The organism is Reichenbachiella carrageenanivorans (genome assembly GCF_025639805.1).
In the GTDB taxonomy this organism is placed as follows: domain Bacteria; phylum Bacteroidota; class Bacteroidia; order Cytophagales; family Cyclobacteriaceae; genus Reichenbachiella; species Reichenbachiella carrageenanivorans.
The window spans coordinates 3586893-3603587 of sequence record NZ_CP106735.1 but is presented as its reverse complement, the minus strand read 5'-3'; the positions used below and the strand labels follow the sequence as shown (position 1 = coordinate 3603587).

Genomic DNA, 16695 nt, shown 5'->3' with positions numbered 1-16695 from the left:
AAAGGTAAAAAGCCCTAGAATTATAGATTGAAATAGTATAGTATTTAAATGGTTTCGAAAAGATTTCATGTTTATTCAGTATAGTTTGATTGAAGCCCAATAGTACGCTATAGCCCTAAAATCCTACAAAAAAGGCCTACTACATAGCTACTACATGCCGTTTTTTAATTCCAGAACTACACACCAAGGCCCTAATCACCTTATATTCGCCTAAGTCATGCTTCTCTTTTTTGACACTCATGAAAAAAAGCTTTAGTTTCTTATTTATCACCCTTTCACTTTGGCTGGTCAGTCCAGTACTCTCTGCGGAATTGGAGCGGGTTAGCTTGGCGACTACCGATTATTTAAACAAATCAGAACTACCTGCTCATCAGGTTGGGTTGTATATAGACACCACTGGTGTAATGAACATAGATGAAGTCTTAAATGCCGACGGATTTGTATATACGGATACATTGTCTGAGCACTTTTCTACTTATAATTATTGGTATAGCATCGACTTTGAAAATAGCAGTTCGTCCCCATTGGCTTTTCTACTTTTTAGCAATGAATGGGAAGTTGAATTCTGGGAATTTAAAAACACTGAATTAATTCGTAGCGAAAAAAAAGGCGTATTACTCTCCAAAGTCCACGACGATTTTTATACGGGACAAAACAATGAAACAAAGATTAGAATCGCACTTGATGCCAAGGAGGCCAAGCGATTATATATCAAGATTGAAGGTAAGGTATGGGAGATGCCATTCAAAGTGGCAGATCATTTTTTCATTCAACGCGAAGACCTATTTAGAGAACAGGCTATCAATGATCTTTTAGCCATTGGCATTTTCGTAGGCATGGTCGTGGTATTGCTTCTGACCAATTCATCACTAGGGTTGATATTCAAAGAAAAAAGCAATTTGTATTATCTCTTTTTTGTGATTTCACTGAGCCTTTACCTCTGTGGGTATTTTAAATTCACATGGTTTGTCGCCCCTCGATTCAATTTTGATGCGAGTATATTGTTTCCTGTCAACTGGATGCTTTATGCTCTTTTTGCCAGCAATTACCTAGACTACAGATATACACACGCCCGCTCCTGGCGAATTGCCAAATTGTTTATCGGTTATGCTGCATTCATTTCTGTGTCGATGATGGTTCTTTATATGATTTCCACAGAGGTGTATTACCATTTTTTACCTCGCACCAATACCTCTATAGCTATCGTTTCCATTCCTTTTATGTTTACGGTATTGCTATCCAAGCAAAGAAATAAGTATTTCGTCATTGCAGGTTTAATGTTTGGAATTGCAGGAGCCGTGTTTACCAGTTTGTCTCTTCATCTTTCATTTCTGACAGAATCATACCATTATACCCTGATAGGTTATGGTTTTGAACTGTGTTGTTTCCAGTTGGGTTTGACTCGAAAAATGAACCAAAACAAAAAGAAAGCAGTGAAAGCCTCTTTTGAGCTCAGAGAAAAACAAAAAGAAAAAGAACACCTGCTATCCATCCAGTTGCTTGAAAAAGAAAAACACGAGACTGAGATGCAACTAAAAAACAATGAACTTTATAACTTATCCATCATCACAGCATCCAAAAAAGAAATATTAGATAAGGTGTATCATCACATGAGCACCTTGCCCAATCTAGCAAGCAAGGAACTACTCTCTGAGATCAAATCTAAAATGCGATTGGAAGAAGATTGGAAAATGTTTAAAATTCGATTTGAAAAAACGAATCCTAAGTTTTTTCAAAAGTTGCTCAGTAAGACACCTGACCTCACTGAAAATGAGCTAAGGTTTGCCTCCTTGCTCGTACTCAACTTGAGTACGGATCAAATATGCCAACTGCTCCATCACTCCAAGCGAACCGTTCAAACTTCTAAATACCGATTGAAAAAGCGTCTTCAATTACCTACCGACCTAGACCTTACCAGTTATTTGCAAACACTAAACCAATGTGAGCGACTAGATAAGGTCTAACGACATGAAAGAGAGTAGATTATGCTATAAAGATAGAGCAGCAAAGGTAGCTATGACCTGATCTGGTTTTAGTTCAGATTGAGCCACAAATTGTTCGTTATATTTTCCGGTTTTCACCAGACAAGCTTTTATACCAGCGTGCTGTGCTCCTCCTATGTCTCCATCGATATCATCCCCGATCATCAATACTTCATTTTTGGGTAAGCCCATACTTTTTAATGCAGCATCAAAAAAAGACCTACTGGGTTTGCCTATCACGGTAGCAGCCTTGCCAGTGGCATATTCTAGCCCTGCTACAAACGCCCCAATGTCCAGCTGCAGGGCTCCTTCACTCTTCCAAAACTTTCCCTTGTGCAAAGCAATTAACTCTGCTCCACTCATCAGAGGTTTGAAAATCTGATTTAATAAGTCATAATCCCAACGTCGCCCAATATCACCAACTACAATCGCTTGAGGCTCTTTTTCGTCAAATGTAAAACCCTCAAATTCAGGCAAAATATTAGTACTTACCACAGGATAGATACGGGTATAACCGCTATGCTTTAGCAGTATTTGAGCAGCCACTGGAGCTGTCACAATTTCATTTTGATGAATATCGAATCCCAAGCGTGTCAACATTTGATGGATTTCTTTCACTCGCTTGGTAGTGGTATTTGTCAGCAACCTAATGCTATAATTACTTTTCAGTTCATTCAGTTTATCCACTGCCTTATCCAAAGCATGACCATCTTCTATTAAAACACCGTCGATATCAATAAGGAGGCCTTTGATGGGATTCATATGATCTTAAAATAATAAAAAAGGCAAGTGATTTTTTTCTTATTTCTTGTCTAGTGGTTTATCCATTTTCATCACTATTTCTTTAAATATTTCCCAAGCACGGAAGAATTTGTAATGGATTTTGAAATCGGACTCTTCTACTAAATTCTTTTGGGCATAAAATAGCATCAAGCTATTAAGTTTGGCAAACAACTCTTCTCCCAATCGGGTTCTTTTGGTAAAGCCAAAGGGAACGAAACCCATCATGGCCACTTGCTGATTGCCAATCGGCTCTATATAATGCTCCTCTACCAAGCTTAAGCCTTCCAATCGATCTAATATGTCTTCAATAGATCCGCCAAATAAGGAGGCGTATTCAAAAATAGGATCTTCTAGTTTTTTACGTGTAGTATAAAACAACATCGAGTTGAGCATCTCTAGCATACCTTCGAGTGCCTCTGCTCTATTGCTCCAGCGTGTCCTATGGTGTGTGGTCAGCGAGTCTAGCGACATCTCCAAAAAAATCTTCATGTCTTCTTCTGAAATGTCTACGTTTTCTACGATATACGCCAAAATAGGCACCCACATATAGGCTTGTTTAGACGTATAGAGTAGTTGCTTGCTAGGATCATGCTTTACCTCAGGCGGCATATAGGGTGTAGTCATACACAGTAAACCATACTCATCTACTTTGAGTATGGCTTCATTCCGCTCATTGATTAATTGTTCGAGACTCATTGAGTTGCATTATGAAATTATTAAGAACCGTAGCTCTTGTTCAATATTACTAATTATTAGCTTGTTATCAAATCCTAATTATTTGAACGCCATCTGATGTAGCATCAGCCCAGAAGCTGGTGCTATATAGTATGTTGGAGATTCGGAAGGACTCGTCAGCGACTGTTCGATATCTTGCAATGTGATCTCATGCTTGCCTAGCCGAAACAAACGCCCCATAAACAACCGGATCTGATTGCGCATAAACCCCATGCCTTTTACCCGATATAAAAAACTCTGAGTGGGAAAGAAATTAGCGGTCCAAATGTCATTGGCCACAATCTCACTTTCTAAAATCTCACGTTCAAACACGGTTCCTTCATTGGGCTTATAGCAGTATTCGCTAAAATTATGCTTACCCAAAAATAAACGCGCTCCCTCTTTCATCAATTCAACATCCAATTCCTCTCTAATATAAGTGATATAAGGCGCTGCAAAAGGGTGGTTTTTTTCACCAAAAGAAAATAAGTATAAATACTCTTTTTGCTTGGCATGCTGAATGACATTGAATGTAGCGTCTACCTCTTGGATGTCTGTGGCTCTTATATCTGCTGGTAGGTTTTCATTAAAAGCTGCCAAGAGTAGTGAGGGGTCTTCAGGCTCTTGCAAGAAGAGCTCAAAAGCCGCCTGTGTAGCAGACACCATAGCATCTGTACGGCTAGCACCCAGTATTTTGAAAGGCTTGTCGGCCAATATATATTTGAGCGTACGCTCGATCATCTCTTGTACGGTCTTCACTCCTGGCTGCCTTTGCCACCCATGATAGCGAAACCCGAGGTATTGTATCTCGATGAGATAGAAATGATTTTTTTGCATGTATTAAAGTAGTGTTTTTGCGTGGCGCAAATTTAGTATTTATATGGCCTTGGCCGTATAAAAGTTTTTCAAAGCATTAAGTACTAAGGTGATTATCTTTTAGAAACTTGTGCTGTTTTAAAAATTTTGGCATCCGCATAGAAAGTCCCAAAAGGGATTAATGATGCAGCAAGAGCTATCATGGAAGTTTTAAAATTCCACTGGCGAAGATAGATGTTTTGAAAGCAAAGCACTACGTAGAGTATAAATAGCCACCCATGAATCATACCCACATAAAAATTGGGTTCTTTGATGTCGAGCATATATTTAAGTGGCATGGTGATCCCAAATAACAAATAACTGATCCCTTCTAGTATGGCGAATAGACGCAAGCGACCTAGTGGTGTTTTCAAATACATATTATGCTACTTTTCCTTTTTCTCCTTCAAATTCGACGGCGTCCCCTGCTCTCATTTTCTTTCGGCGGCGGGTCTCTACTTCACCATTCACTTTCACTTCTCCACTGTCTATTCTGATTTTAGCCTCACCTCCTGTAGCCACCCAACCCATAGCTTTTAGTAAGTTGTTAAGTTCAATGTATTCTTCGTCTGGTTTGAGATTGAATGTCTCCATAAAGTTGATCTCTAGGCTATATTTTTAATGCAAAGCTAAACCAAAATTTCACACACCAAGCCATGAAATCCCTGAGAGTGAAAAGGAATATCCTCATCAGAATCTTTTTAGAATAGAGCTGATTTTTTGTTTTTAATCTATAGTCACTGTTTTGGTAGATACAGCAAAATTGACCAATTCGCCAAGAGTTTTTAGTTCTAGCTTTTCTTTAATGTGTTGCTTGTGCTTTTCTACAGTGCTGGTAGCTATATTGAGTATATCACCAATCTCTTTACTCATTTTGCCCGAAGCCAGAATAAACAATATCTCGCGTTCTCGGCGTGTCAATGCATTGAGTAATTCGACGTTTTTCTCATCGTATTCGATGGATTGATGCTCTTTTTGAGCATTGAGCATGGCCAAATTAATCGTTAGTTTGAGTTGGTTAGAATTGTACGGTTTGAGTAGGTATGCAAAAGGCAATGACTGTTCTGCTTTAGTCACGGTGGCGGCATCGCTATAAGCGGTGAGATACACAATAGGTACTCTCTTTTGCACGCATAATTCTTTCACTAAATCTATACCGTCGATTTCAGCGTTGAGATTGATATCAGAGATAATTAAATCATAGTCATTAGAAGCATAGCTCACACGAGCATCTTCAGGGTTTGTTATTATCTCTACCTGAGCATATTTGTCTTTTTCCAAAGTCACTTTTATGTCCTTGGCTATTATCAATACATCCTCTATTAGCAGAATTTTTAGGCTATCCATAAATCAACGGTATTCTAATTATATTTTTGGTTCCGTTTAGGTTTTCTATTTGTATATCACCCTTCAGTTGTTTGACCATATCTTTGACCAAATCAAGTCCTATGCTGTTAGCTTTGATCTCTTCCACTTGATAACCTTTCCCGTTATCTGCAATTTCCAAAACTAACAAGTCCCCTTCTATCTTACACTTTATATACAATTCATTCTTTTCATTATATGAATCAAAAGCATATTTACTGGTATTGGTAATCAATTCATTAATCATTAAACCATAGTAGGTGATATTAAAATTAGTGACCTTGGCTGATTGGAGCTCATATTTTAATTCAAAATTAGGCTTTTCCTCTATCGCTATGAGTTTCAATACATTGTCGCATAGCTCTCGGGTAAACACATCTACCTGTACATGTTCTTTTTCGGAATCCATGATGTTTTCCACATGTGAAATCGTCAAGATTCTATTTTTGGCTACCTGCAAAGTACGACCAGCTTCCTTGTTGTTGATCTGCATGGCTTGTAGGCTAAGTAAACTAGAAATAATCTGCAGATTGTTTTTCACACGATGCTTCAGTTCACGCATCAAAAACTTGATACTATCCTGCTGAGCGTTAGATACACTCAGTGCCTTCTGCAGGTCGTTGGTTCGTTCTTGCACGATGTACTCTAGGCGGATTTGGTTACGTTTGTAGTTGTAGGACTTGTTCAGCATATATCCCACCACAGACAAAACCAGCGTAAATAAAACCACCAATCTAAACCATATTTGATCATACCATGGTGGTATGATGGTGATTTTCACCTTTCGTTCGTCGCCCCAGACGCCATGGTCATTAGTGGCTTTGATACGAAAAGTATACTCTCCTGGAGGTAGGTTGGTATAAGTAATATTTTGGCTCTTGGTAGCTGGCCGCCAACCTTTATCAAACCCATCCATGTAATAGGAATAGTTGACCTTAGACGGGTTTAGAAAATTGTTTGCCGCATAGCGAAACGTCAGCACATTTTCATCACTATGAAAATCATACGTATCCGTGTATAGTGTATTTACATCTATAGGTTCATTAAACAATTCGATAGACTCTAGGTGTACTTGGGGGTGATATGGGTTGGTTTTTATGGCCAATGGATTGAAAACATTGATTCCATCGACTCCTCCAAAATAAAAGTTGCCAAACTCGTCATGGAAAGCTGCCTTGCCATTGAACTCATCGTTTTGCAGGCCATCCTTTTCAGAATAGTTTACAAACTGGCCCGTAACTGGGTCTAAAACAGCAATCCCCTTATTGGTACCCATCCAAATTTTGCCTTTGGGATCGATAAGCACACTATACACAAAATCATTAGGAAAACCTTCTTGCTGATAATACCGCTGAGTCTTCCAGGTATCTCGTTGTACTTGTGCAAGCCCCGAACTTGTACCTAGCCAGATGTTACTGTTGGCGTCTTCATTGATAGCGAAAATGCGATTACTATTGATTGCGAATGAATCGGGCAAATGATCTGAGAAAAGCTGAACAGCTCCCGCTCCCAAATCTGCTATACGATAAGCACCTTGATCAGAACCTAGCCACAGATTTTGTCTACTGTCGATAAAAGATGTGCGTACACGATTGATTTTTTCACCATTGACCAAAAATTCTTCAAAGCGATGATTAACCAAGTCATAGCTATACATGCCACTAGACCAGGTCGATACTAGCAGTTTGTCTTTCTTAAGCGGGCGAATGTCAATGACGGTTTTATCATTATTAAAGCCATCTGCCACTACTGCTTGCTCAAATTTGTCCTGTTTAGAATTGTATTTGAGCAATCCTGTTCCTTCAAAGCCCCCACACCAAATATCACCATTCAGATCGCGTTCCATAGCATATATCAATGCCTTGGGGGGGGCACTGTAATGTTTGAATCGCTGGGTTTTATAATTGTACTTGAGCACGTTGTCTGTGGTGCCCAACCACAACGTAGAATCTACATCTGGCATGAATTGAAACGTACTCAGTCTAGTGTCTTTTGTATAGCCATCCAGTCTGATTTCAATTGAGTGAAATTTCTTTTGATACTTGTTGTAATAATGCAAGCCTTCTCCTGCAGTACCAATCCATAAATTCCCCTTTTCATCTCCATAGATTGAAGTGACCTCTAAGGGGGCATAAACCCTATCGGATTGGTCTTTAAGTATTTGAAAAGCATAAGACTGGTCCAACCTGTCGTAAGTCATCAAACCACTTTCAGTTCCTATTAGGAATGTTCCATGTTCATCCAAAAAGATGCAATTGATCACTTCATTAGCAACTACTTTTATCGCTTCATAGCTAAACAGAGGCATGACATACAACCCCAACTCCGTACCTATGTACAATTGATCATCTACCAACAAAACAGCATTATGAGCAGATTCGTCAAGGTTTTGCTGATGGATAATTTTCATTGTACTCAGATCAAAGATCAACAAACCTGAGCTCAGCGTAGCCAAGGCATAAATCCCGTCTTGAAGTTTGGTTATCGCCTTCACATAGTTTTCTGAGTACTCATGTGGCAATACGACTTCTTTCAGTTGTTTAGTTTTTCGGTTATAAATATTAAAAACATTGGCAGACGAAAATAAGAGATGAGTCTCGTCGAGTTGAAAAACATGATAAGAGATAACTTCGGAAAGCCTGTCGAACGGAATGAAAAACTTTTCTGCACGAAGATCTAAACCAAAAAAACCTTTAGAATTGGAAGCAATCCAAAGTGTGTCGTCTACGATAAGTAGTCCTCTATTGTGATCATCGGGTATACTCAGACTGTCTAGTGGATTGTCCTCATATACTTTGAGCTGTTTGCCATTAAACCTGTGTAGTCCATCTTCTGTGGAAAACCAGAGGTAGTCTAGATCATCTTGAACTATTTCTTGAATATTGAGCTGAGTAATGCCTTGCTCCTGGCCTATGTAGTTGATTTGAAGGGTGTCTACTTGCGCATATGCGCCAAAATAATGCGTAAGCATTCCCAACCACAAAATGACATAAACCTTCAACCTTCCCTTCCTTTAAAATTCTAGCTAGTATTTTATTTTACAATCAATAGGGTTAAGATGGGTAGATAAATGTAAGTAGATAACACTAGGGCTGCAAATTGTTTTTTTATGACCATTTGAAATGATGATAGAACTACAAACTTAAATGGCTGGTATCTGCTTATCTCCAAGCTTCCATGATCCAGTTTTATAATAAGCGAAGGCCACTACTGCCGCTAAAGCATTGGACACGGGAAATGCCCACCAAATGCCTTCATAGTCCAGCGGCGTCTTATTGGACAACATAAAAGCGACGGGAAACCGAATGACCCAGAGTGCAAATACGGAAATGAGCATGGATACTTTAGTGAGCCCTACGCCATTGAACACACCACTGAGCACTTGCTGCACGCCAAGCAGACCAAAAGAAGGTGCCATGATTTTGATAAACACGGCACCATCACGGATTACTTCAGGATCGTTGGGAATAAAAAAGGCGGTGATGGGTTCTGCAAAAAGATACAGCACCATGCCTACAAACGACAGCCCTACTAGAGCAATCAGACTGCTGAGATTACCCACCTTTTCGGCACGTTCGATCTTACCTGCCCCAAAATTCTGACCCACCAAACTCGTGGTGGCAATAGAAAACCCCAAGGCTGGTACAATGACCAAACTTAAAATCCTTGCGCCTACCCCATAGGCCGCTACTACGTCGTTGCTATAGTGTGTCACGAGCATGATCATGATCGTCATGGCTCCTGCTCGGCTGGATTGGTCTAAGCTCGAAGGTATACCCATGGCAAATAGGCGCTTAACCCATGAAAAGTCCCACTTCATTTGCGAAAAGCTAACGGTGATCCCTCGCTTGCCGCTAAATAGTATAATCATTCCAGCCAAGGCGGACAAGCCCTGTGTCGCTATACTTGCCATAGCTGCGCCTGCTACTCCATACCCTGGTATAGCACCGTATCCGAAAATAAACAGCGGATCCAAAATCAGGTTGAGCAAAACCGTAGCCAGCACGATATACATGGGCATAATCACATCGCCAATACCGCGCATAAGCGATTGAAAAACAAAAAACATAAAAAGAAAAATGAAGCCCCAAGAAGAAACTTGAAAATAAGTGACCGAGTCTTCTAGTACTTCTGGCCCAGCACCTACCAGCTGCATCAAAGGTCGTGCAGCATAATAGCCCACAAAAGCCAATATAATGGAAAGCAGAAAAATGACCATAACGGTCTGAGAAGAGCTATAGTTGACCATCCGCTGATTGCCGCCTCCTTTGTACTGCGATACCATCACTGTGCCTGCCAAGGTGAGTCCACCCCCTAGTGAAAGCACCAAAAACAGTATAGGAAAACTCAAACTCACACTAGCTACTGCATTGGCACCCAGTCGTCCTAACCAAAATGTATCAATCATTTGATACATGGTTTGCAGGATGTTGGCCATGATGATGGGGAAAGCCATTCTGACCAAGGATTTTAGAATACTACCTTCTGTATGTGATGGAATGGGTTGCATGGAATATTAAAAATACTAAGTCTCAATTCTTTGAGGTGATTGTCCCGACTGATTAAAAATTAAATATAGAGTATTAGTCGACCTTACTCCGCTCACTAGGAGAAAACTCAAAATTTAGCGCCCAGTGTCACATAAAAACTCCTACCATCTGAGGGGATAATACCAGGCCCAGGATAGCCCGTAGCTCTTCGGGTGAAGTAGCTATTGTTGGCCAGATTGTTTGCACCAGTTTCTAGTTTGAATACCTTGTAGGCATAGGATATAGAAAAATCCAAAATATGATAGGCAGGAATCTCCCCGATCACCCCTTCTCTAGCACTACCAGATTCGGCTACAGGCGAATTTTGTGCATCGGTGTATTGCTTGGTCATTTGGGTCAACTGCAAACTAGCCAGTAGGTTTTTGTATCCCATATTCAATCCCGTTTTGATATTTACACCTGGTATAAACTCTACCTTCTTCCCGTTTACACCATTGTTGCCCTCGATGGCATTCATATACTGTGAGCCCGTAAAAGCAGCGTTGACAAACCACCGCAGCTTCAGGTTTGGATTTCTCACCTGTAGGGTTTCTAGAAGGTTCCAATCTGCGAAAAACTCAAAACCATAGATCAATGCATCGCCGATATTGGTTCTCACCCGATTAGCACGATCGTCGAATATGATTCCAATACGATCTCGATACATCATAGCATAAGCTCCCACATCATAGGAGATATACTTTTTCCATTTGCCTCGCAATCCAATGTCGCTGGTGTACCCATTTTCATCCTTTATGTTTTCATCTATGATGAAGGAAGGATTCACCGTGCGGATATCACTAAAGGTCACCGATCGGTAGTTCTGAGAGAAGTTCCAATACAACTCCAAATTGGGTTTAAACTCGTTGCTCAAGCCTACTCCCATGAGTACAAACGTACGTGGCAGTGTTTGTAGGTCTTGTTTTTCTTCATAACTCGTATCATCTGATGGATTGGGGAAATAGCGATACGTACCATCACTTTCTGTTTTGATGTGCTCAAACCTGACACCAGGCGTCACGGAGAGGTGGTCATTGAGGTAAAAGATATTTTCGGCGAAGAACGCTATATTTTGATTGGGGAAGGTAAAGTCCGACACGTTTGAATAAGTCTGATTGTTAGGATCAAAGCTGAAATCTGCATCAGAGCCATATGAACCAGGGCCTTGCACCGAAGTGTTTTCTGCTTTATAATATTTCGATCCGATCAAAAAGACCGCATCTTTATTGAACAAGCTATATCTGGTAAGCAAACGGGCTTCTACTCCCCAATTCTTAAAATTACCTTTGATCAAATCTCTAGGATAGGTGTATTGCCCGTTATAATACTCGTCGGGTTCATTCACGGGATTTCTATTCAATCCATCTACGCCAGGAATGCCTCTAAAACCTAGTGCATTGCGCGAAGCATTGAGTCCAAATACGTTCAAACTAAAGTCTGTCCGGTTCGACACTTTATGATCGAGTCTAATGGAATAGAGCTTCCAATCCACTGCAAACCAATTACGAGATCTATTGCTAAAACGGGCATCTGCTTCAAACTGCGTATCCGTGAGCCCTCCTGCTTGCTGAGCCAGGTATTTGAGATAGGTAAAGTCTACTGACAAGCTAGTTTCATCACTAAAAGCATATCTAAAATTGGTAAAGAGATTTTTGGAGTCAAAGCCAGCATTAGGACGATAGCCATCCCCTTTTTTGTAATTAAAAAAAGTATAATAGCTAAACTTACCTATCGTACCACTTAGACTGTTGAAACTGGTAAACAGGCCAAAAGAACCTAGTGTTTGTCTGGTTTCCAATTCGATTTTCTTATCTGCTACGGGCTTCTTCATTTTGAAGTTGATCAACCCGCCGAACTGTGTGCCATATTGCAGCGATGCTGCTCCACGAATTACTTCTATCTCTTCTAATCCTTCTATTGGGGGCGTGTAGTAGCTTTCTGGATAGCCCAGCACATCTGCACTAATATCGTAGCCATTCTGTCTCGTATTAAAATTTGAGGTTCGATTGGGGTCTAACCCTCTACCACCAATGCTCAACTGCAGGCCTCCATCATTGCTTTCATAGATGTTGAGACCTACTACTTGTGCATAGACCTGTCGGGCATTGTTGCTGGCGCGATTGCCCACCATCTGATCTAGTAGAATGACCTCTGTTTTTTTACCTGCATAGATTGCTGTTCCTTCTACTGGCTGCAGTCTTTTGAGTCCAAATATCTCCTCTTTCTTTTGATTGATAACTACTTCAGAAAGTTCCGTACTCAATTCATTCAACTCGAAATTAACCACCTCATTTTCATCAAGGTCTACAGATACCGTTTGGGTTTTGTACTGGTAAGAAAAAATGACAATAGTGTATGTACCTTTCGGTAAATTCTTGAATTGGAATGTACCTGTTTTATCGGTTTCGAAGAGTTGATTGGTTTCTTGAATATAGACTTGTGTGGTGGCAATACCTTTCTGAGTCGCGGCATCTATCACCCGACCACTCAGGCTATGTTGTGCCCAAGCTACCTGAGTCCACAACATACAAACACCTATGATACTACAAACCTTTAATTTCATCTCCGAATGGTAAAATCCAATGCTTAGATCTAAATGATTCTTTTTCCCTTCCTAAATCGACTGTAGGATCAATATAGGGCTGACTTTTTCTGCCATTGAGTGCCACAAAACTCTCGGCATATACTTCTACATTTTCAATCCCTTTTGCTTCGAAATATGCTTTTAAAAAATGGGCATACTCCAAAATAAAATCAGGCTGAAATGACATCTGTTTTTCCTGAAAAGGAGATAAAAACTCCTGATTGTCTACATAAAACCGATGTCCTGTATCTCTGTTCACAATTTTAAAATTGGTAGCACCTGCTTTTTCCATCAGCATCACACGCCAAGAAAACCGAAAGCCTTCCTCTGTCCAAAATAATTCTCCAGGATAGCACAGATACCTGAAAGGGATCGTCAATTGGAGCGCAAAGAAAACGATTACAAGATTCACTTTTACTTTTAGCCAGAAAGAATTCTGATCTAATGCCCATATTCGGTTTGATTCCGTATTTGGTTTGAGCCAATGTAGCCAATGTCCGCCCCATGCCAACAAGCGTTCGTGCAGCTGTGGCGAAAAAAAAATGAGGGTACAAGCGATCATCAGGTAGGGAAACATACCAATAGGAAACAACAATCGCGTGAGCAAGTGAAACACCACCACTAAAGCATAGCCTAGCCATCTAGTGGGTGCAAAAAGCAACAAAAAGGGCACACTCAGATCATAAAGTACTCCGACCCAACTCATGGCATAATGTACCCACGTCTGCTGAAGCCAGTAGCCCAGTAAAGGCAAATCATAACTACCTGGCAACCAAATTTTAAGAGGCATAGCATTTAAGAGCCAATCCGAATTGAGTTTGGCCAAGCCAGCATAAAAATAGACAATACCCATCATGAGCTTGAGTGAATCGATCGTCCAGCGTGGAACATGACTGTAGGCCAATTGGGGATGCTTTACGGCATCTATCGATGCGGTAACCTGAGCAGGGAGAAAGATGAGTAGAAAACTCACCAGACTCACAAAATAGTAATGGTTGAGATAGGTCGTCTTGTCCATGAGCTCGATATAAGTGAAGCTCAAAAAGAAGACGACTATCGCTATGCGATATTTATAACCTAAAGCAACGAAAAAGGCTGAAATCCCACAAATTAGAAATATGAGATAGGTATATGCTCCTAATGGCTTGACCCATTCGAACCCATAATATGAGAAGAAAAATTGAGGTTGGAGGTAAAGTTTTTCTATCCAGCCATTCCACCAGAAACGAATCATGCTCACACACATGAGCAACCCAAATAAAACACGAAAGACCGCTAGTGGTGCGGCCTGAGTCGTTTGTGTCCAATATGATATCTTCGTATCAATCGCCATCCGCATCTACATAGTCCACACTAATGTCTAGGGCTTGCAACATATCTACCTTGAAATAGACTACATTTTTTTGCAGCTCATCATAAGTCTGCAGCATCAATGTATTGTTTGTCTCCACTTGGTCGGCAAAATCATTGGCAAGTGGTTGGCTGGTAGTTTCTATCTTCGTAAACTGATCATTAATCATTTTAGTAATATCATCCCCTCCATTCAATGTTCGGATGTAGTCCAAATAGCTAGCAAAACTTGCCCCTTTTTCAGTACCTCCAAAATACTGACCATTAAAAAATGTCTCACTGGCTGCCAGCCCTTCCTCATACAGCACCTTACTTATATCCTTGGCAAAGTATGCCTCTACAGCCTCAGAGTATGTATCGCCTTGTGTGTCGAATACGCCTGCAGGAATACCAATCTTATTGGCTCTTAGTTGTTTTTCGAAATAGAATATGTAGTCGTTTGCCACTTTGTTTACCGCACCTGTAGCGCTAGACCCGTCGTTGTTTACGAAAGTATCTCTGTAGCCATTTTCCCAATCGGCAACTACTTCGGAGGTCAACGTCTGTAATCTTGCGGTTAGATCCGTTAGGTATTTTTTGGTAGCTGCTCCTGTAGTAGCATCGGTATAGGCTGCAAGGATGTCTGCATCCGTGCCCCCTAGTCCATTGATCATATAATCGATCGCGGGAAAGCCCTGCTCCTGTCGCTTGGATGCCAATGCTAGATTGTAACTGCCAGTAGATATATTGTTGTCTATTTGGTCCGTTTTGGTGGGAAACCAATTGGTATAACTCTGTAGATAGAGGGCTTCTGCTTTACCAATCTCGAACATTTCTACCCACTGCCAAGCGAGATAAGCCTTTTCCCACTGTGCTCTTAGAGTCGCCAGATTGTTGGTGTTTGCATCCGCCGTGAATGTTTTGGATTGATCCACCAAGGCATCCATTTCCTTTTCGTAGTGCTGATAAGCTGGGATAATGATGTGATCGGCCCAGCTGGCAAGCATTGCGCTGCGATCAAAGTTGTCATCAGAAGATTCATTACTTGCAGATTCGCAAGAGAAAACGGCTACAGCCAAAAGAAGGAAAAAAAATCGATACATATTCTTCAATACAGCAAAATGAGATCGCTTATCAAAACGATCTCACTTCTTATTTTAAATTTATTTCTATGCTTACTCAGCGGCTTCTGCCAAAGTAAGTCCTAGTGCATCCACGATCTCCTGCGACACCTCATCGAGCGTAGTCGCTGAGGCGTTCCATAGGCCATGCTCATTGGCTAGGATGTCGTCAAAAAATCCATCCACTTCAGCTTTAGTAAAATACGCTTCCGTAGTGTTTGGTTTTCTGGTAAACTGTAAGCTGTACACAAAACCCAAGCCTTCTGACAAGTCATGAAATGCGCCTCCAAAGTCTTTTGCAGCTAGTAGTGATTTGCCAGCTTGTAGGTAATGTACACCTCTGATTGCAATGACTTGAGATACTTTTTCTCTGATGATTTCTGCTTGCGCATCTCTTACCGTATAGTTTTTGGCTACGATAGCTGCTCTTCCGAGAATAAAAGCTTGTTCGATGTCAGTGGCTATCGTTGCGTAGTTCTCATTTTCTGCTACCTGATCGATATAACTTAGCAAGTAGCTTTTGCCTTCTGCTGCACCATATACATAACCATAGGCTTCGTCCCACTTGTGCTCCATAGACGTGTAGTTTTCACCTTCTTCTACTACGTCAGCATCATTGTCTTCTTGGTTGGTTCCTGCATCTAGTACAGCAGTACTTAGATAGTTATTGATCACCTGATCAGCAAACAAAGCACCTATTAATGATTTAGCAAGCAACTGGTTGTATTCCAACCCATCAGCACTTACATATCTAGCAGACCCGCCATCCACGAGCTGTCCTGCTTCACCTGCTGATGCTTCTTCATTCCATCTTGGAAACACTTCTTCCTCTTGTTTTTCGATCCAAGTATCTAGCTGCGACTTGATCGCTGTAGCATCAGTGGTATTGCTAGCGAATAGGTCGGCCGAAGCAGCTACTTTGCTTCTTATGTTTTTGTCTGATGCGTTCAAGTCCGTATCAGTAAAATCTGCATCGCCTGCTTCATGTGCAAACATGGCTAGCAATTCTTCTTTCGTTTTAGTTTCGTCTTTGATGGCAGTACCCAATTCTTGAGTCATTGCTATTCTGGTCGTCTGGCCATCATAAGAAACAGAGCTTGAGCCATTTCTAGTAAATACATAGGCATCTGGAGCATCTACACTAGGAAGATTGTCACTGTCGTCGTCGCTACAAGAAGAAGCCATAACCGTGGCACCAAAAAGAAGGGCTATATATAACTTGTTGAAGTTCATAAGTCGTAAATATATTATGTTTATTAAGACTGGTTATAAATAATAATGCAAAAGTAATTACTTCCCTTATCGAGGCAATTATTATTTAGACAAACTCTAGATAATACAAAAAAATCACTACTTCTAGTGATTGACAACTATCACCCTATTCAAATCAATCAAAACTTATATTTAGATTGACCTAAAAATTGTTTTCTTTT

At 40.6% G+C, this 16695-nt stretch carries 13 protein-coding genes; 1 reads left to right on the top strand and 12 read right to left on the bottom strand.

From position 1 onward, the window contains the following. Nucleotides 1-239: 239 nt before the first annotated feature. A complete protein-coding gene (locus tag N7E81_RS14535) occupies nucleotides 240-1964 on the top strand; it encodes a 7TM diverse intracellular signaling domain-containing protein (protein WP_263050320.1) in 1725 nt (574 codons plus the stop codon). Between the two features lie 24 nt (nucleotides 1965-1988). Here N7E81_RS14535 and N7E81_RS14530 read toward each other — a convergent pair whose 3' ends face one another. From N7E81_RS14530 to N7E81_RS14475, 12 genes are all read right to left on the bottom strand, one after another. Then, nucleotides 1989-2744, bottom strand: coding sequence for a TIGR01458 family HAD-type hydrolase (locus tag N7E81_RS14530; RefSeq protein ID WP_263050319.1), 756 nt, complete (start codon nucleotides 2742-2744; stop codon nucleotides 1989-1991). A gap of 39 nt (nucleotides 2745-2783) precedes the next feature. Further along, nucleotides 2784-3461, bottom strand: coding sequence for a hypothetical protein (locus tag N7E81_RS14525; protein ID WP_263050318.1), 678 nt, complete (start codon nucleotides 3459-3461; stop codon nucleotides 2784-2786). Between the two features lie 78 nt (nucleotides 3462-3539). Continuing rightward, nucleotides 3540-4316, bottom strand: coding sequence for a tRNA pseudouridine synthase A (locus tag N7E81_RS14520; protein WP_263050317.1), 777 nt, complete (start codon nucleotides 4314-4316; stop codon nucleotides 3540-3542). 92 nt (nucleotides 4317-4408) lie between these two features. After that, nucleotides 4409-4714 (bottom strand): DUF3817 domain-containing protein, encoded by a 306-nt coding sequence (locus N7E81_RS14515; protein ID WP_263050316.1) that lies wholly within the window; start codon nucleotides 4712-4714, stop codon nucleotides 4409-4411. 1 nt (nucleotide 4715) lies between these two features. Further along, nucleotides 4716-4928 carry an RNA-binding S4 domain-containing protein gene (locus N7E81_RS14510; RefSeq protein ID WP_263050315.1) on the bottom strand — a complete coding sequence of 71 codons (213 nt, stop codon included), beginning with the start codon at nucleotides 4926-4928 and terminating at the stop codon, nucleotides 4716-4718. Nucleotides 4929-5060: 132 nt separating this feature from the next. Then, nucleotides 5061-5681 carry a response regulator transcription factor gene (locus N7E81_RS14505; protein ID WP_263050314.1) on the bottom strand — a complete coding sequence of 207 codons (621 nt, stop codon included), beginning with the start codon at nucleotides 5679-5681 and terminating at the stop codon, nucleotides 5061-5063. Continuing rightward, nucleotides 5674-8670 carry a ligand-binding sensor domain-containing protein gene (locus N7E81_RS14500; RefSeq protein WP_263050313.1) on the bottom strand — a complete coding sequence of 999 codons (2997 nt, stop codon included), beginning with the start codon at nucleotides 8668-8670 and terminating at the stop codon, nucleotides 5674-5676. The genes N7E81_RS14505 and N7E81_RS14500 overlap by 8 nt, the downstream gene beginning before the upstream one ends. Before the next feature lie 171 nt (nucleotides 8671-8841). Continuing rightward, nucleotides 8842-10209: an MATE family efflux transporter gene (locus tag N7E81_RS14495; protein WP_263050312.1), complete on the bottom strand. Its 1368-nt coding sequence runs from the start codon at nucleotides 10207-10209 to the stop codon at nucleotides 8842-8844. A 107-nt stretch (nucleotides 10210-10316) separates the two neighbouring features. Next, a complete protein-coding gene (locus N7E81_RS14490; protein ID WP_263050311.1) occupies nucleotides 10317-12791 on the bottom strand; it encodes a TonB-dependent receptor in 2475 nt (824 codons plus the stop codon). Then, nucleotides 12772-14145, bottom strand: coding sequence for an HTTM domain-containing protein (locus N7E81_RS14485; RefSeq protein ID WP_263050310.1), 1374 nt, complete (start codon nucleotides 14143-14145; stop codon nucleotides 12772-12774). The genes N7E81_RS14490 and N7E81_RS14485 overlap by 20 nt, the downstream gene beginning before the upstream one ends. Further along, a complete protein-coding gene (locus N7E81_RS14480; RefSeq protein WP_263050309.1) occupies nucleotides 14135-15244 on the bottom strand; it encodes an imelysin family protein in 1110 nt (369 codons plus the stop codon). The genes N7E81_RS14485 and N7E81_RS14480 overlap by 11 nt, the downstream gene beginning before the upstream one ends. 72 nt (nucleotides 15245-15316) lie before the next feature. Further along, on the bottom strand, nucleotides 15317-16495 hold the full coding sequence (locus N7E81_RS14475; protein ID WP_263050308.1) for a DUF4856 domain-containing protein: 1179 nt from the start codon (nucleotides 16493-16495) through the stop codon (nucleotides 15317-15319). Between the last annotated feature and the right edge of the window lie 200 nt (nucleotides 16496-16695).